Origin of the sequence: Rhizobium rhizoryzae, assembly GCF_011046895.1 — a bacterium.
GTDB lineage: Bacteria > Pseudomonadota > Alphaproteobacteria > Rhizobiales > Rhizobiaceae > Neorhizobium > Neorhizobium rhizoryzae.
In genome coordinates this window covers 381,409-399,545 of the sequence record NZ_CP049250.1, presented here as the reverse complement: position 1 = coordinate 399,545, position 18,137 = coordinate 381,409, and the positions used below count along the sequence as shown (strand labels likewise).

The 18,137-nt window shown below is 58.3% G+C and carries 11 protein-coding genes and 1 tRNA gene; 8 read left to right on the top strand and 4 right to left on the bottom strand.

What is annotated here, in order from left to right; translation table 11 throughout:
* Positions 1-81: 81 nt before the first annotated feature.
* A complete protein-coding gene (gene aceA, locus G6N80_RS08095) occupies positions 82-1,371 on the bottom strand; it encodes an isocitrate lyase (protein WP_165132964.1) in 1,290 nt (429 codons plus the stop codon).
* 215 nt (positions 1,372-1,586) lie between these two features.
* On the opposite strand from aceA, the gene G6N80_RS08090 reads away from it, so the two are divergent.
* The 5 genes from G6N80_RS08090 to G6N80_RS08070 all read left to right on the top strand — a co-directional run bounded on the left by G6N80_RS08090 (position 1,587) and on the right by G6N80_RS08070 (position 7,236).
* Positions 1,587-3,005, top strand: a complete 1,419-nt coding sequence (locus G6N80_RS08090) for a helix-turn-helix domain-containing protein (protein WP_165132961.1) — start codon at positions 1,587-1,589, stop codon at positions 3,003-3,005.
* A 139-nt stretch (positions 3,006-3,144) separates the two neighbouring features.
* A complete protein-coding gene (locus G6N80_RS08085) occupies positions 3,145-4,263 on the top strand; it encodes a polyamine ABC transporter substrate-binding protein (RefSeq protein ID WP_183898016.1) in 1,119 nt (372 codons plus the stop codon).
* 68 nt (positions 4,264-4,331) lie between these two features.
* The gene (locus tag G6N80_RS08080) at positions 4,332-5,498 is read left to right on the top strand and encodes an ABC transporter ATP-binding protein (RefSeq protein WP_165132958.1); all 1,167 of its coding nucleotides are present in this window, start codon (positions 4,332-4,334) and stop codon (positions 5,496-5,498) included.
* A gap of 9 nt (positions 5,499-5,507) precedes the next feature.
* The gene (locus tag G6N80_RS08075) at positions 5,508-6,416 is read left to right on the top strand and encodes an ABC transporter permease subunit (protein WP_062555402.1); all 909 of its coding nucleotides are present in this window, start codon (positions 5,508-5,510) and stop codon (positions 6,414-6,416) included.
* 1 nt (position 6,417) lies between these two features.
* Positions 6,418-7,236, top strand: a complete 819-nt coding sequence (locus G6N80_RS08070; protein ID WP_062555403.1) for an ABC transporter permease — start codon at positions 6,418-6,420, stop codon at positions 7,234-7,236.
* Between the two features lie 8 nt (positions 7,237-7,244).
* On the opposite strand, the gene G6N80_RS08065 is transcribed toward G6N80_RS08070, so the two are convergent.
* The gene (locus tag G6N80_RS08065; protein ID WP_165132955.1) at positions 7,245-9,098 is read right to left on the bottom strand and encodes an AsmA family protein; all 1,854 of its coding nucleotides are present in this window, start codon (positions 9,096-9,098) and stop codon (positions 7,245-7,247) included.
* Between the two features lie 139 nt (positions 9,099-9,237).
* Here G6N80_RS08065 and G6N80_RS08060 point away from each other — a divergent pair, with 139 nt between their 5' ends.
* On the top strand, positions 9,238-11,190 hold the full coding sequence (locus G6N80_RS08060; protein WP_165132952.1) for an acetoacetate--CoA ligase: 1,953 nt from the start codon (positions 9,238-9,240) through the stop codon (positions 11,188-11,190).
* Positions 11,191-11,451: 261 nt separating this feature from the next.
* Here the strand turns inward: G6N80_RS08060 and G6N80_RS08055 are convergent, their stop codons facing one another.
* Both G6N80_RS08055 and G6N80_RS08050 read right to left on the bottom strand, forming a co-directional pair.
* On the bottom strand, positions 11,452-13,020 hold the full coding sequence (locus G6N80_RS08055; protein WP_246251527.1) for an ABC transporter permease: 1,569 nt from the start codon (positions 13,018-13,020) through the stop codon (positions 11,452-11,454).
* 168 nt (positions 13,021-13,188) lie between these two features.
* On the bottom strand, positions 13,189-17,094 hold the full coding sequence (locus G6N80_RS08050; RefSeq protein ID WP_165132946.1) for an ATP-binding protein: 3,906 nt from the start codon (positions 17,092-17,094) through the stop codon (positions 13,189-13,191).
* A gap of 235 nt (positions 17,095-17,329) precedes the next feature.
* On the opposite strand from G6N80_RS08050, the gene G6N80_RS08045 reads away from it, so the two are divergent.
* Both G6N80_RS08045 and G6N80_RS08040 read left to right on the top strand, forming a co-directional pair.
* Positions 17,330-17,776, top strand: coding sequence for a phasin (locus G6N80_RS08045; RefSeq protein ID WP_062555406.1), 447 nt, complete (start codon positions 17,330-17,332; stop codon positions 17,774-17,776).
* Between the two features lie 142 nt (positions 17,777-17,918).
* A tRNA-His gene (locus G6N80_RS08040) sits at positions 17,919-17,995 on the top strand.
* Positions 17,996-18,137: the final 142 nt, after the last annotated feature.

Sequence of the window (18,137 nt, the reverse complement as noted above, 5' to 3'; positions counted from 1 at the left end):
GTTGGGGGTTCTTGAACGGTTGCAGATGGGATTGAAGCCTCGCCCTTGAGGTCAGGTTGGGGAGGGCGAGGCTTCGCGAGCTCACTCCGCCGCGGGGCGGAATTGCTCATGTTCGGTCGATTCCTTCATCGCTGTCGTGGAGGACTGGCCACCGCTGATGGCAAGCGAGACGGCGTCGAAATAGCCGGTGCCCACTTCGCGTTGGTGCTTGGTGGCCGTGTAGCCATTGCTTTCGGCGGCAAATTCCGCCTCTTGCAGCTCCGAATAGGCCGCCATCTGGCGCTCCTTGTAGCCACGCGCCAGTTCAAACATGCCGTAGTTCAACTGGTGGAAGCCAGCCAGCGTGATGAACTGGAACTTGTAACCCATGGCGCCCAGTTCACGCTGGAACTTCGCAATGGTCGCATCATCGAGGTTCTTCTTCCAGTTGAACGATGGCGAGCAGTTGTAGGCAAGCTTCTTGCCGGGATGCGCCTTGTGCACGGCTTCTGCGAACTTACGGGCCTGCTCCAGATCGGGCTTGCCGGTCTCCATCCAGATCAGGTCGCAATGCGGCGCATAGGCGATGGCGCGAGCGATGCAGGGCTCAATGCCGTTCTTGACCTGATAGAAGCCTTCGGACGTGCGCCCGGCATCGTAATCCACGAAAGGACGGTCCCGCTCGTCGATGTCGGATGTCAGCAGTTTCGCCGCTTCCGCATCGGTTCGCGCCACGATGAGTGTCGGAACGCCCATGATGTCGGCTGCCAGGCGTGCAGCGTTCAGGTTGCGGATATGCGCAGCGGTCGGGATCAGAACCTTGCCGCCCAGATGGCCGCACTTCTTCTCAGAGGCCAACTGGTCCTCGAAGTGAACGCCAGCGGCACCGGCTTCAATGAAGGCCTTCATGATTTCGAAGGCGTTCAAGGGGCCGCCAAAGCCGGCTTCCGCATCGGCAACGATGGGTGCAAACCAGGTCTCGACAGAGAGACCCTTGCCTTCGGCGGTCTCAATCTGGTCTGCCCGCTGCAGGGTGCGGTTGATGCGCTTGGCAAGCTCCGGCGCCGCATTGGCCGGATAAAGCGATTGGTCCGGATACATGGCAGACGCCGTATTGGCATCTGCCGCAACTTGCCATCCGGACAGGTAGATGGCCTTCAGGCCCGCACGAACCATCTGCATGGCCTGATTGCCAGACAGTGCACCCAGTGCATTGACGAAATCTTCGCGGTCGAGCAACTCCCACAGACGGATCGCGCCACGCTCAGCCAGCGAATACTTGATCTCGACCGAGCCGCGCAGACGCTTCACATCGTCTGCCGTGTAGGGACGCTCGATGCCGTCAAAGCGGCCTTTGGGTGCGGTTGGAACAAGATTGTAAAAGTCTGTCATTGTGCTCTCTCCCGATATGTATTCGCGGCTAGGACAGAAGATCTTCGCTGCGTTTCGATGAGAGTAGATTTACATTGCGTTGCAAAATAGCGCCAGAAAATAAGCAAAATCAGCAGGATGAAAGAGGTTAGGATGTGTTGCAATTTACAAAACGCATTGTAAACTTGTCAAAATTGTAAATTCTCCCTCTGTTGGCGATTGTCAAAGGATGTGACATGGCTGAACGCAAGATTTTTGCAGGACCCAAAGTGCGACGCTTGCGACAGAGCCTGGACCTGACGCAGACGGCCATGGCGGAGGGGCTCGGAATTTCGCCATCCTACTTGAACCTCATCGAGCGAAATCAGCGACCTTTGACGGTTCAATTGCTGCTCAGGCTGGCGTCCGTCTACAAGGTCGATCTGGAGCAGTTGCAAGCTGAAGGTGGTGGTGCAGCGGCTCAGTTGCGGGAAGTCTTTGCTGATCCGTTGCTGGCGGGTGAAATCCCTGGCGATCAGGAATTGGTCGATCTGGCTGAAGGGGCTCCGAATGCGGCAGGCGGCGTCCTGAAACTGTATCGCGCCTATCGGGAGCAGGCGGTCAGGCTCTCTGATCTTGCAGAAATCCTGGCGCGCGAAGGCCATGAGACATCTATCTCCGGAACCAGGTTGCCGATCGATCTCGTGCGGGAAAAGCTGGAGGGGCGCTCCAGTTTCTTTGCGCGGATCGAGGCGGCCGCGGAAGCCTTCCTGGCCTCTCTTCCGTCAGCGGATGATCCGGCCGGTCAATTGAAGGCGTGGCTGAAAAGCAGTCATGGCATCTCGGTGCGCATCCTGCCGGTGCATGCCATGCCGATGTTGAGGCGTCGCTACGATCGGCATTCGATGCGGCTGTTTTTGTCAGAGCGCCTGTCTCTTGCGGAACGTCGTCGCGAGGTGGCGCAGGAGGTTGCCTTGCTGGCGCTGCGGGAAGAAATCGCTCAGGAGCTTCAGGATCTTGCATTGCCGGTCGCGGAGGCGCAGCGGATTGCCCGTTTTGAACTGGCCCGGCTCGGCGCGCTGGCGCTGATGATGCCGTACGGTACCTTTCTGGCGGCGGCACAGCGTGCGCGGTTCGACGTCGAGGTTCTGGCGGCTCGGTTCGATGTATCTTTCGAGCAGGCGGCATTCCGCCTGTCCATGCTCGGCAGACCCGGCAGTGCAGTGCCTCCGTTTTTCATCATGGAAGTGGATCACGCGGGAAACCATCTGCGTCGCGCGGGCGTGCAGGGCTTTCCGAAAGCCAGGTTCGGCGGCAATTGTCCGAAGCTCGGTCATCACCTTGCGTTCTCCCAACCCGGTCAAATTCTGGTGGACTGCGTGGAGATGCCGGATGCAACGCAATTCCTGACGATCTGCCGAACTATCGACGGCCCACATGCCGCCTATGGCGAAAGGCTTCGCCGGACGGCGCTTTTGCTCGGCTGCGAGCTGGAAGCCAGCGGTGACATAATCTATCGCCAAGCGGCGGAAATGCCTGCGGCACGTGTTCTAACGGGAACCGCGTGCCGTCTTTGCGAGCGGCAGGGCTGTCTGTCCCGGGCAGAGCCTCCGGTCACGCGTCCGCTCGGGCTGGACGAGATGGTGACCGGGCTAAGCGCCTATGACTTCCAGTAGAGCCAATTTGAACAAGCCTTGTGCGCTGCCGAACATTTAGGCTTGTGGCACACCTTTTTCCTTTCTACTCTTCTGAAACGACGTAAAAATTCCGGGCGCGTTTGACGCGAAGCCGGAGAAGAATGGAACAGGAGTTGTTATGAGACAGACCACCTTGCGCCTCGTCGCTGCCGGCGCCGCTTTGGCAACGACAATCCTCACGACCTCCGCCCTGCCAACCATGGCGTTGGCGCAGGAACGCGTGGTTCATGTCTACAACTGGTCTGACTATATCGATGAATCGATCCTGGAGGATTTCACCAAGGAAACCGGCATCAAGGTTGTCTATGACGTCTTCGACAATAACGAGATCGTCGAGACAAAGCTTCTGGCAGGCGGCTCGGGTTACGATGTCGTGGTACCCACCGGGCCATTCCTCGCCCGTCAGATCAGCGCCGGTGTCTTCCAGAAGCTGGACAAGTCCAAGCTGCCGAACCTCTCCAACATGTGGCCGCAGGTCATGGAGCGCCTGGCGAAGTATGATCCTGGCAATCAGTTTGCCGTCAACTATATGTGGGGCACCACCGGCATCGGCTACAATGTCGACAAGGTAAAGGCGGCTCTCGGTGATGTTCCCATCGATAGCTGGGATGTTCTCTTCAAGCCGGAAAACGCCAAGAAGCTGAAGGGCTGCGGCATCAATATCCTGGATGCGTCCGACGAAACCTTTGCAATTGCCATGAATTATCTCGGCAAGAACGCCGACAGCAAGGCCTCTGCCGATCTGGTGGCCGGTGGCGAGGTCTACAGGAAGATTCGCCCCTATGTGAAGAGCTTCAACTCTTCGGCCTATATCGATGAATTGGCGAACGGGGATACCTGCATCACCATCGGCTGGTCGGGAGACATTCTCCAGGCAAAGAAGCGCGCGGTTGAAGCCAAGAACGGCGTCAAGGTGAACTACGTCATCCCGAAGGAAGGCACCTATATGTGGTTCGACAACCTGGCGATCCCGGCAGATGCCAAGCATGTCGAGGAAGCGCATGCCTTCATCAACTACCTCATGAAGCCGGAGGTGATAGCCAAGGCCTCGAACTTTGTTCAGTACGCCAACGGCAACCTCGCCTCGCAGAAGTTCATCGATGAATCCGTTGCGAAGAACCCGTCGGTCTATCCGAACGAGGCAACGCTCGGAAAGCTCTTCACCATCTCGCCCTACGATCCCAAGGCCCAGCGCGTCCTGAACCGCGAGTGGACGTCGATCAAGACCGGCAAATAAGCGTTGAACGAACACATTGCCGGAGGTTCCGGCAATGTGAAATTGTTGGGTGAAGCAGGGGCTCGGGCATGGCCAGATCTTTGGGACCGGTAAAGCGCAAATTCTCTCCCTGGACCGAGCCGCATGCCGTGCCCTTCATCCGCTTTGAGAATATCACCAAACGTTACGGCGATTTCGTTGCGGTCGATAACCTGTCGCTCGATATCTATGAGCGGGAATTCTTCTCGCTCCTGGGGCCGTCGGGCTGCGGCAAGACCACGCTGATGCGCATGCTGGCGGGCTTTGAAGCGCCGACCGAGGGACGCATCCTGTTGCAGGGTAAGGATCTCGCCAACACGCCACCCTACAAGCGCCCCACCAACATGATGTTTCAGAGCTACGCGCTCTTCCCGCACATGACGGTCGAGAAGAACATCGCTTTCGGCCTGGAGCAGGATGGCCTGCCGAAAGGCGAAATTTCGGCGCGTGTCGATGAGATGCTGAAGCTGGTGAAGCTGGAAGCCTTCGCCAAGCGCAAGCCCGCACAGCTTTCCGGCGGACAGCGGCAGCGTGTTGCGCTGGCGCGCTCGCTTGCCAAGCGCCCGAAGGTTCTTCTGCTGGACGAGCCGCTGGGTGCTCTCGACCGCAAGCTGCGCGAGGAAACGCAGTTCGAACTCATGGATATCCAGCACACGCTCGGCCTGACATTCCTAATCGTCACCCACGATCAGGAAGAGGCGATGACCGTATCTGATCGGATCGCGGTCATGGACAAGGGTGTTGTGATGCAGGTTGCAACGCCTGCCGAAATCTATGAGGCGCCCAACACCCGTTATGTTGCCGAGTTCATCGGCGATATCAACATTCTGGAATGTGCCGTTATGGCAAACACGGGCGAGGTCCTGCAGCCAGGTCATCCACCTGTTGTCAGGCTGGATAGCCAGGGCGTTTCCATCGCCGTGGAGCAGGAATGTGCTGCCGCTACAGGCGCATCCGTCGCCTTCGCCATAAGGCCTGAAAAGGTCCGCATCGCGCTGGATCAGCCCGTCGATGTCAGTATCAATGCGGTCCATGGCGAGGTCTGGGATATAGGCTATCTGGGAGATTTTTCCGTCTTTCTCGTCAAGCTTGCCGATGGGCGTGTCGTCCGTGCGGCGCAGGCCAATGTGTCGCGTCTCGTTGATCGGCCCATCACCTTCGGCGACATGGTCTGGCTCACATGGCCGCTTGATGCCGGCCTTGTCTTGACGCGCTAGGGTGAAGCCATGGCAGAGATTGCAGCCCCGACCCATCGCAACCCCGCCCGCTGGCTCGTCGTGGCCATACCCTACATCTGGCTTGTGCTGTTCTTTGCCGCGCCCTTCTTCATCATCCTGAAGATATCCCTGTCGGATACGGCCATTGCCATGCCGCCCTACACGCCGGTCTTCGAAGGTTTCGGTGACATCGGCTCGTTTTTCGCCGGGCTGGATCTCGATAACTACAGCTTCCTGACCGAAGATCCTCTCTATCTCGATGCCTATCTCTCCTCCCTGCGCATTGCCTTCATCTCGACTCTTCTGCTTCTGCTGATCGGATACCCCATGGCGCTGGCCATGGCGCGGGCACCCAGCACGATCCGACCAACGCTGATGATGCTGGTCATTTTGCCCTTCTGGACCTCCTTTCTCATTCGTGTCTATGCCTGGATCGGCATCCTGAAGCCGGAGGGGCTGCTGACACTTCTGCTCCAGACGCTCCACATTCTGGGGCCGGACGATCAGGTTCAGATCTATCGCACCGATTGGGCGGTCTTCATCGGTATAGTTTATTCCTATCTGCCCTTCATGGTCCTCCCGCTTTACGCGGCTCTGGAAAAAATGGATGGCACGCTTCTGGAGGCGGCAAGCGACCTTGGTTGCCCGCCCTGGAAAGCGTTCTGGCGCATTACTTTTCCGCTATCGCTGCCGGGCGTCATCGCAGGCTCGATGATCTGCTTCATTCCGATCACCGGCGAATTCGTGATCCCCGATCTTCTGGGCGGCGCGAGCACGTTGATGATCGGCAAGACGCTCTGGACCGAGTTCTTCGGCAATCGCGACTGGCCGCTTGCGTCTGCCGTTGCCGTTCTGCTGCTGCTCGCGCTGGTCGTTCCTATCGTCATCTTCCAGAACCAGCAGCGGAAGGTGACGTGACATGAAACCGTCGCGCTTCGACAGCACCGTCCTGACGCTCTGCTTCGCTTTCCTCTATATCCCGATCATCATTCTCATCGTCTATTCGTTCAACGCGTCAAAGCTGGTCACCGTCTGGGGCGGCTTTTCGCTGGAGTGGTACAGGGTGATGTGGAGCAACCAGGGGCTCATGGATGCTGCCTGGGTCACCGCGCGGGTCGGGATGCTGAGCGCGACACTCGGCACGATCCTTGGAACCCTCGCAGCCTTGACGCTGGTGCGCTTTCCAAGGTTCCCGGGACGTATTCCCTTTACCGGGATGATCTATGCACCACTTGTCATGCCGGAAGTAATCACCGGTCTGTCCATGTTGCTGCTGTTCGTGGCCATGAATATCGACCGCGGTTTCTGGACGGTAACGATCGCTCATACCACCTTCACCATGTGCTATGTGGCAGTCATCGTGCAGTCGCGCCTGCTGACCTTCGACAGATCACTGGAAGAGGCGGCCATGGATCTCGGCTGCCCGCCGGTCAAGACCTTCTTTCGCATTACGCTGCCGCTCATCGCGCCTGCCATCATCTCGGGCTGGATGCTGGCCTTCACGCTGTCGCTGGATGATCTGGTAATTGCAAGCTTCACGACGGGGCCCGGGGCCACCACGCTTCCCATCAAGATCTATTCGCAAGTCCGCTTAGGCGTGACGCCGGAAATCAATGCCATCTGTACGATCTTGATCGGTCTCGTGACGATCGGTGTGATCTGCGCATCCATCAGCTCAAAGCGAACGGAGCTGCGTCGTATCCGCGATGAGCATGATGCCATCCGCGCGGCTACCTGAAAAACCCGTCAGGGCCTTGAGGTTCCCGGGATTTGAAACTGCTCATGCATGGGCCAGATGACCGGATTCGGCCAGGCACCGCCGATGAACAGCCTGTGGCTGGCCACTCCGTTCTCGATTGTGCCGGAAAGCGACAGGCTTCGGGTTTCATAGGGAATGACACCCGCCAGGCTGAGCCGATAGGGTGCGACAGCGATGGATGCGGAACTGAGTTCGGCGCTGCTGCCGTTGATCTTGCCCACCGCTTCCAATGTTTCGAAACTACTGGAACTTTGACCCGCCTGCTGGAGGGAGAAATACGAAGTTCCTCCGGCCAGCGTCATGAGCCTTGAAAGATCGAGTCCCCCAATGCTTCCAGATTTTGCCTGAAAGCGAAAATCGCCAGTCACGTCGTCGGGAGAGGCCTGTAATAGTGTCTTCGATAGCTTCATCCGGGCTTGCAGGCTGCCTGTCCCCGTGATGGATGGTGAAGACCAGGCAAGCGCTTTACCAAGGCTGCCGAGATCGACATCCTTTGCGGCAATCCTCAGCTTGGTGGAAAGCTCCGGCACCTGAAGCAAAGTCAGTTCGCCTGTCAGGCTGCCCTGAAAGAGATCGCTATCCAGAACCTCGATCTGCGTCTGGTTTGCATTCGAAACGATGCTGACTGCCGCATTGTCGAGCGTCACCGGGCCAAGTGCCGCCGAGGCTGCCGAAAACCGCACATCGAGGCCGATCTGGCGTTCGAGAAGCGAGGCCCGCTTGGCTTTGTCCGCGCCAATGGTTTGATCCTCGCTGGCTATAACATGTCCGAGCCGGGCCAGGTCGATGGTATCGAAGGCGAGAGTCCCCGTCAGGCGAGGTGGACTGGACGCTGTCGCCATGGCCAGATCCATGACCCCGGTGCCTTTGGTGCCGTTGGCTGCGACCGAAAGCTGGTCGAAACGCAGAACGTTTCCGATCGTCAGCAGCTTGGCCGTCAGCGAGAAGTTGGTCAGTCGATCGGCGATGTGGACAGGGATATTTCCCCATGTCACAGCCTCTGCGACTTTGGGCACGGAAATCTTCAGGTCACCAGACATGAAGGCATAACGCTGCAGATCTGCGGCGCCGCGGAAGCTTGCTGTTACCAGCGGAGACTGCAGTGTGGCATCCACCTCGCTTCCCCTTCCGGCAAGCAGCAGCAGCGGGTTCACGGCGCTGACATCCAGCGATACAGGCTCATTCTTTGCGATAGCCTCGATTCGCAGGCGAGCAGACCTTGAGAGCCGGGGCCAGTCGAGGCTGCCCTCGATCTTGTCGATCAGAATAGAGCGTCCGGTCCGGTCTTCTATCCGCAGAGAGCCCGAAACGATCGAAATGTCGCCGATCACCGGGTCGCGTTCAAGCTGCAACTGGTTGTCAACGGCAGACTGAGACTGTCCGAGTCTGTGCAAGGTTTGGCCAAGAACGCCATCTGAACTCCAGTTCAACGACCCATCCTGATTTTGGCGCAGAAGGACCTGCGGCTCCGTCAGAGTAAAGTCCTGAAACACAGGTGTTCCCCGCAGTGCCTCCCAGATGCTGAACCGTGCCGACAGCGATGTCACATGGCCAAGTATGGGAGCATCGGGTCTGTCTTCTTGGCGGATGGCGATATCATCAATCTTGACAACCGGTCGGGGCCAGAAGCTGAGCGAAGGCGTTCCTCGGATGACCACATCATGGCCCAGCCATTCCTCGACTGCGCTTTCCATGCGCTCACGAACGAGATCGGAGGAAACAAGCAGCGGCGAAAGCAGGCGGAACAAAACCAGCAAGACAAGCACGAGCCCACCCGCCGCAAGGGCAATTCGGACCGGCATGGTACGGAGCAGGTTCTGGTACATAGACTGAGTTTTCACGTGTTTAGATTGTGTCGCATTGTCGTTTGCCTTGTGGGTTACCGGATTTATTGCTGCCTTGCAAACAACAGCGGCTCGAGCTCTTTATCTTGCAGTGCAACATGTTATAGCTTGGCGATCAGGGTGGAGGTGTATGCTGATGACAATTGAAATGCCGCTTTGGACGCCGAGCGAAGACTTCAAGAACGCGCAGCCATTGTCGCGTTTCATGACATGGTTGAGCGAGCGCGAAGGGACAACATTCCCGGATGTGGATGCACTTCATGTCTGGTCGGTGGAGAATCGGGATAAATTCTGGTCCGCCATCTGGGATTTTTGCGGTGTCGAGGGCGAGAAGGGGGAGCATGCGCTGATCGATGACGGTCGCATGCTGGAGGCCCGTTTCTTTCCCGATGCGCGGCTGAACTTTGCCCAGAATCTTCTCAGGCAATCCGGTGAAACTGATGCCCTGATTTTCCGGGGTGAGGACAAGGTGTCCTATCGCTGGAGCTGGGATGAGTTGAAGGGTCGAGTCTCCCGTCTGCAGCAGGCTTTTGCGGCAATGGGCATAGGCGAGGGAGATCGCGTTGCAGCCATGATGCCGAACCTGCCGGAGACGATCGCCTGCATGCTTGCGGCAACGTCCCTCGGTGCCATCTGGTCGTCATGCTCCCCTGATTTCGGTCCGCAAGGCGTGCTCGACCGGTTTGGTCAGATCGAGCCGAAGCTGTTCATCACCTGCGACGGCTACTGGTACAATGGCAAGCTGCAGGATGTCTCTGCCAAGGTGCGGGATGTGGCTGCCGAACTCAAGGTGCCGGTTCTGGTTGTTCCCTATGCGGGAGATGCCGCCGCATTGGCCGGGTCAATCCCGAATGCCCGGACGCTGGAGCAGTTTGTTGAAGGTTTTGAGGTCCGGCCGCTTGAGTTCCGGCAGCTTCCCTTTTCGCACCCGCTCTACATCCTGTTCTCCTCCGGCACCACCGGAGTTCCGAAGTGCATCGTGCACTCTGCCGGCGGAACTCTCTTGCAGCATCTAAAGGAACATGTGCTCCACTGCGGCATCCAGCCTGGCGACCGTCTGTTCTACTTCACCACCTGCGGCTGGATGATGTGGAACTGGCTGGCTTCCGGCCTCGCCGCTGGTGCAACGCTCTGCCTTTTCGACGGGTCCCCGTTTGCGCCGAACGGAAGCGTGCTATTCGATTACGCTGCAGAAGAGAAATTTGCGGTTTTCGGCACCTCCGCCAAATATATCGACGCGGTTCGGAAGAGCGGTCTGGAGCCGTTGAAATCACACGATCTGAGCGCCTTGCGTCTGATCACCTCAACGGGATCACCTCTCTCGCCGGAGGGTTTCACCTTCGTCTACGAGGGCATCAAGCGGGACGTGCATCTGGCGTCCATCTCTGGAGGCACCGACATCGTGTCCTGCTTCGTGCTCGGCAATCCGCTCAAGCCTGTCTGGCGCGGTGAGATCCAGGGGCCGGGTCTTGGACTGGCGATGGATGTCTGGAACGATGACGGGCAATCCGTGCGCGGCGAAAAGGGTGAACTCGTCTGCACGAAGGCTTTCCCCTCAATGCCGGTGATGTTCTGGAACGATCCGGACGGCAAGAAATATCGCGCCGCCTATTTCGAGCGTTTCGACAATGTCTGGTGCCATGGCGACTTTGCCGAGTGGACGAGCCATGGCGGTCTCGTCATTCATGGACGTTCGGATGCAACGCTCAATCCCGGCGGTGTGCGCATCGGCACCGCAGAAATCTACAATCAGGTTGAGCAGATGCCGGAAGTGCTTGAAGCGCTTTGCATCGGTCAGGACTGGGACGATGACGTCCGCGTCATCCTCTTCGTGCGCCTGGCCAATGGCTACACGCTCGACGACAATCTGGTGGCGGCCATCAAGAACCGGATCCGTACCCGCTGCACACCGCGGCATGTGCCAGCCAGGATCATTGCGGTTACGGATATTCCCCGCACCAAGTCTGGCAAGATCGTTGAGCTTGCCGTGAGGGAAGTGGTTCATGGTCGTCCGGTGAAAAACAAGGAAGCCTTGGCCAACCCGGAAGCGCTGGATCTCTTTGCCGATCTGGATGTGCTAAAATCGTGAATCGAAATGGATTTGTTTCATTGTGGGGCGAAATTGTCATCTGGTGAACCAACGATCCATCCATCATAACAAGGTGTCGTATTTTAATGTCTTGTTAAGGCGCAGAGGAGACGATCAGGTATCGGCCCATGAGGCGGCAAGAGAATTGTCACTATGGGTCGCTCCGGAGATAATCCATCAGCATACCATAAACTCAAAGGCAGCCCCGGCTGCCTTTTTTTCTGTCTGCCATTGGGTTTTTGGCAGTGTTGTTCCTGATTCTCAGCGCTCCATTGTTCTGGATACAAAAAGAACCGGAATGAGACCGACCAGCACGATGATGAGGGCGGCGACGGAGGCATCTTCCACTTGCGCTCTCGATGCATCCTCATAGACCAGCGTCGCCAGCGTGTTGAAGTTGAAGGGGCGCAGCAGGATCGTGGCGGACAGTTCCTTCATGGTCTCGACGAACACGAAGAGGCCGGCCGTCAGCAGCGCTGGCCGCATGTTTGGCAGAAGGACGAACAGCAAGGTTTGTCGTCGGTTTCGGCCCAGCGTTCTTGCCGCCATATCGAGATGCGGCGAAAGCTTCTGGAAACCGGCATCCACCGTACCCTCCGCCATCGTCAGAAAGCGCACGCTGCAGGCATAGAAGATGGCGAAGCCGGAGCCCGAAAGAAGCAGGCCCGTGGAAATGCCCAGATGCGCACGCAGGATCGCGTCCAACGTGTTGTCGAAGGCGGCAAGCGGAAACAGGACGCCGATTGCAAGCACGGTTCCCGGCATGCCATAGCCGAGTGACGCGATGCGACCTGCCAACCGGGTAGAATGGCTTGTGTCCTTGCGGTGCGTGTAGGCAAGCATGAAGCCGATCATCACCGTTGCCAGTGCTGCGGCGCCCGAAACCTGCACGCTGTTCCACAAGGCCTTGATCAGTTTCGGTTCTGCAAGCAGTTCCAGCCGGATGCTTGCATAATGCACCAGCATTGCGAAGGGGAGAAGGAAGCCCAGCGCAACAGGCAGAAGACAGGCGACAGCGGCCAGCGAGCCGCTCCCGAAGCCAAGCGGACGCCGCACATGGTCATTCACGCTGGATGTCGTCCTGTTTGCGGAAAAACGCTGGCGACGCCGTGCGATCCGCTCGATGGAAATCAGAACAATAACAACGGCAAGCAACACGAGTGCCAGCTGTGCAGCACCGGACAGACTACCGCGGTTGAGCCAGCTGTCGTAGATCGAGAAGGTGATCGTGTTGACGCCGAGATATTCAACCGCGCCGATATCATTCAGCGTTTCCATCGCAACCAGGGTCAGGCCGATCACAATGGCGGGTCTCGCCATGGGGAGCTGAATTCGCCAGAGCGTTCGCCAGAGCCCCGAACCCAGCGTGCGCGCCACATCGCTTGCCGCTCGCCCCTGCATCAGGAATGTCGCCCGGCAAGCGAGATAGATATAGGGGTAAAGCACGCTGGACAGGATCAGCACGGCGCCACTGAGCGACCGGATGTCTGGAAACCAGTAGTCGCGAGCTGTCTTGAAGCCAAGGATCGACCGGAGTGCCGTCTGGAGAGGCCCTGTGTAGTCAAGGGATTCCACGAAGGTATAGGCTGCGATGTAGGAGGGGATCGCAAGCGGCAAGACGAGTGCGACCGACAGGATGCGCCTGAATGGAAATTCGAACGTGGTTACGAGCCATGCCGTCGCAATACCGAAGAGGGCGCTGAGCACTCCGGTCATGCTCACGAGAAGAAACGTCCGGCTCGCGGCCTTTGGCAGCACATTGACGAAGACATGAGAGAGGCTGTCCGTACTGCCGGAAACGGCGATCCAGACCACCGCACCGAGCGGCATGGCCGATATCAGTGCGATGAGCACCGCCAGGACGGCGAGCGAGCGTGTCTCTTCCTTCACCACGCGCGGATAATCATGACTGGCTGGAGGCAAAACCGGCATCCCTTCTTCGTCCGGTCCCTCTACATCAAGACATCAGGAATCGGAATGCCGTCCTACGCGATCCGTTCAATTCGCCAGCACACGCGGCGAGGGGAAGGTGATCTCGACCAGTGTTCCTTCGTTTGGTGCCGAATGGATGGTAAACACAGCGCGATTGGCGTCTACCATAGCCTTCGTCAGAGGAAGACCAAGCCCGGTTCCGTCACCACGCTTCCGAGACGCACCGGCCACCTGCCGGAACGGCTTCATCGCCAGTTCGAGTTCGGAGCGTGTCATCCCGATGCCCGTGTCGCGCACCCGCAGCACCACGCTTCCATTGGTCTCGTAGGACGTGGAAACCACGATCTGTCCCCCGGACGGCGTGAAGCGAATGGCGTTGGACAGGATGTTGAGGACGATCTGCTTGACCGAGCGAAGATCTGCCACCACCGGAGGCACAGAATGGCTGAGCGCTGTGCGGATGATGACGCGCTGGGTATTTGCCTGCGGCTGAACAAGCGAGACAGCTTCGGCAATCGTCTCGTTGAGGCCCACCGAGACGAAATCCAGTTCCATCTCTCCCGCCTCGATCTTGGAGATATCCAGAAGATCGTTGACGATATCGAGGACATGGCGTCCTGAGCGGCCGATGTCGTTGGCGTATTCGATGTAGCGTGCGTGTCCGATAGGGCCTAGCCGCTCGGTCGCCATCATGTCGGCAAAGCCTATGATTGCGTTCAGCGGTGTGCGGATCTCGTGGCTGACATGCGCGAGGAAGTCGCTCTTGTGGGCGTTCGCCGTTTCGGCTGCGCGCTTGGCGCTGCGCAACTCGTCCTCGGTCCGCTTCCACTGGGTGATATCGCGAATGACCGCGCAATAGCCATTGGAGGACGTCAGTTTGCCGATTGTCATGAAAAGCGGAACGAAACCACCGCCCGCTTCACGCCCGATCACCTCACGCCCATCGTTCAACAGGCTGACGACGCCGTGGCTGCTGAGACCATGCAGGTAATCGAGAACGGATTTCTGACTCTCATGGGCAAACAGCATGACGAACGGCTTTCCGCTGGTCTGCTCGTTATCATAGTTGAACAGCGCGTTGGCGGCCCGGTTCATGGAACGGATAGTTCCGTCAGCACCCATCAACACAACGCCGTCTGTCGCGGTATCCAGGATTGCCCGCAATTCCTCGACTTCGACCTGCAGACGGGAAATCTCGCCCGCCTGCCGCGCCTGCTCTTCCAGCACCTCTGCTGACATAGCCGGTGCCGCGTCTGTGGAAGGCTCTGTCATCTCCACAGTGGCCTGGCTCGGCATCAAGGCGAGAATGAGAGCCGTTGCGCCATCGTAGCGAACGGATTGCAACCGCGCCGCCACGGGAACGATGGAATCATCCTCGCGAACCACAACCATCCCGCCCGCTTCGTGCGTCTTGTCGTCGAGATCCTGACGCTGCAAAAGCGCATCGAGACCGCCCACGGCATTAAGATTATCAAGACCCGCATAGCCCGTGAGGCGCAGGAACTCCGGATTGGCATGGATAAGGGTGTCGCCGCTATGGACCAGCAGAGCGACTGGCATCTGATCGATGATCTCGGCTGTCAATTCCGGCCGGGGACGCAAGGGAATGGCCTGCGCATAGGCTTCTGCAAGCGAGATTCGGTCATCGTCGGCAGCGGTCTCGTCATCCTTTACCGCTTCATTTTCTTCTGCCTGCACGTCGGGATCGGCTGAATCGACAGGCTCGTCAGATAGCTCGAGATCGTGCTCGACAGGCTCCGGAAGGTTGTCCGTGCCGGTTTCTTCTGGCTGAGGCGTTGCGGCATCCAAAACCGGCTCTTCGTCAGCTTCGAGCAGCGAGCGGGGCGCAAAGGATGCGGCCGAAGCAGAAGCAATCGGCGCTACATTACTGTCTGCCTCTGCCTCTGTCTCGGGAGTGTCCACTGCCTGCACGTCGCTCGGCTTCGGATCCTGCTGTTCCTCAGCTGTGACTTTCGGCTTTTCCGTTTTCGGATCCTCACCGCGGCGAAACGCGTCCAGCTTCCGGGCGATCTCGCGAAACGCTGCCTGTTCGCCCGCCGTCAGGCCATCCTGCAGATTGCTCCGGCGTTCGTCGAAACGGATAACCTTGTCGGAATAACGCAGGCCCGGATTTTCGATAATGCGCAGAACGGGCTTTTCGAATGCGGGCAGGGGGATCGGAGTATTGATTGCAGCAGGCGCGTCAGTCGGTGTAGCCCTCTCGTCGCCTTCCTCTGGAACCCACTCGTCCAGCTCGACATAATAGGCCTCGACCTCTTCCTCCGTTACCGCGTCATCAGTGGTCGCGCTCTCGTCCGTCGTCTCAGCGATGGGTTGCGATGCATCCGCATCAGCCGGTTCATCGCCCGCCATTTGAGAAGCGGCGTCGTCGGACTGCGGCACGGTTTCGGCTTCAACCTCTGTTGTCGCAACCTGCGCGTCTTGAGATTCCGCCGCAATGACAACCGGTGTCAGCTCAAGGTTCTCGACCGTTCCATCGCCATTCGCTGCGTCGTTCGTTGCGTCTGGCGCTTCTTCGGCTGCGCTCTCATCCTGCGTCGCATCCTCTGCAATCACCGGATCCGAACCGGTTTCCAGGAACGTCAGGCCGATTGCGTTCTCGTCCTCTTCCGCGTCCGCAAGCCGGATGATGCCAAAACCCCGGAAGCCATCGAATTCCCGATTGCGCGAATAGGTTGGAAGTGCTGCCAAATCGATGGGCACGACTGCCGATGTACCCTCCACAGGCCACCAGATTGTCTTGCCGGACCAGGTGTCACGCCGATTCAGCAATTCGGCAATCTTTCCTTCCGGATCGAGATTGAACAAGGCAGCCACGTCCGTGAAGGAAAGGCCGACGATTTCTGCGGCGTGCGGCCCAACGGATGCGGCCAATTCCGGCGAGATCTCGCTGAAATAGCCATCGGCATCGATTTTCCAGACAAAACGCGTGGCACGCGTCTCGCGGCGCAACGACCGGTGGATGGATACTGGCTCTGTTGCCGGGCTCTCCAGGTCGCTGGCGTCAGGAATGAGCGCGCTGTTTGCGACGCTCTCTTTCAGGGGTTCGACAACCGCTGCGGAAGTCTCCGTCTCGTCAACGATGTCTGCATGGTCTGCCGGATCTTCATCGCCCTGCGACACAAAGTCTGGATCCTCGTCGAGTTCCTCCTCCATGTCATCGATGGAAGTTACGGCATCAAGCGCCGTCTCGAATGCAGCGTCCGCGACAGTGCCGCTGGCGGTCGGTTGATCCGCGACACGATCCTCCGCGACTGCAGTCTCTGTTTCAACCGCTTCGACGGTCGGGGAGGGTTGAACAAGCATCACAAGGTAAAGAGCTGGCTCATCGCTCAGGCGCGCAATGGCTGTCGGAAGGCTTCCGAAATCGGTCGGTACGGCGCGTTTGATAAGCCGGTCCGGTCCGGACCCGGCAAGCCTCACCAGCAACTGTATCGTCTGGGAAGACAAGGAAAGCCCGGAAAAGCCGGACGAGGCGGTGATTACGTCCCCCTGATGGTCCAGAACGGCCATATGGGTGGAAGGGTCATCGAAACCCTGCAGCATCTGGCTCGCGCTGGTCAGGCTTGCCGGTTGCGCCTCGCCAGCCGGGACCGCAAGAAGCACGGCATGTTCGCCGTTTGGAAGGGAAATGAGTTCCAGATTCGCTTGTACGGTCACCCGGTCAAAACCCGCAGTCATGCGAATGAGAAAACTGCGCGTGTCTCCGGTGCTCTGCAAGGGGCGCGCGCTGGCCTTGGCCTGCCTGAAGGTCAGGTCGGTTGCGGGCGGCCCCTGTTCGATCAGATCATAAATGCTGGCCTGGCCGAAAAGCTGCGCACCGGCCCCATTGGCCCAGATCACCTCATCCATTGCAGCCGAGAAGATGATCACCGCTTTGCCCGCGGCATAGTTCAGCCTCACGCGCTCATGCACGGCAAGATCAATGAATGGGTACTGTACAGAGGACATGAAGCTTCCTTGCACCGGGACCGTCACCATTTGTTAAGACGGTAGATTAACACATTGTTAGTAACTTCCCAGCCCTCGGGCGTCCATGCGGCAGGGAGAATAAAACCCGAACAGGGTTAATCTGTAAAATCTTATTGTGCACCGCACAAAAATATTGCAACGCACAACGGAATGGTCTATATAGAAGGTCATGGAGCTTTCCTGATTGGGGCTCACCGAAAAAAGGACAGATCACATGGCATACAGAACTGATGACATTTTCTCGTTCTCGACCTTCGATCCGAGCAAGCTGACGGACAGCTTCCGTGAATTCGCCGAGAAGGGCGCAACGCAGTCCCGCGAAGCCTTTACCAAGATGAAGGACGCTGCTGAGGAAGCGACCAAGGTTGTGGAAACCACCATGCAGACGGCCCAGTCCGCCTCTGTCGAAATCGGCCTGAAGGCCATCGACGCAATGCGTACCAATGCTGACCTGTCGCTGACGCACATGGAATCGCTCCTGGGCGTCAAGTCCGTGGCGCAGTTGATCGAGCTTCAGACGGCCTTCATCCGCAAGCAGGCTGAAGTTGCGGTCGAGCAGGCCAAGGCTTTGCAGGAAACAGCGCGCAAGGTTTCGGAAGACGTGTCCAAGCCTGCCAAGGATGCGGCTGAAAAGGCAATGTCTACTTTCAAGACTGCCTGATACGTATATCCTCCCAAGGATAGGCCGGACATTCGTGTCCGGCCATTTTTGCATGCGGGGCAAAAGAAGGGCTTGCAAAAACAACGCAATCCCCTTATGTCACGCCGCAGAGCAGCGGATCGAACGGTCCGCAGCCTGATGTGCGGTTGTAGCTCAGTTGGTTAGAGCGCAGGTTTGTGGCACCTGAGGTCGGTGGTTCGACCCCACTCAACCGTACCATTCCCCTCTCCCGATAAGTTCATATGTCACAAGGACTTACCGGGAGAGGGGAGTCATGTGTCTTCCCCTTTTCCGACCGTTCATCGGTTGTGCAATTCTCTGTGGAACACGTTTGGAACATTTGGTTCCGCGTTTGGACGAT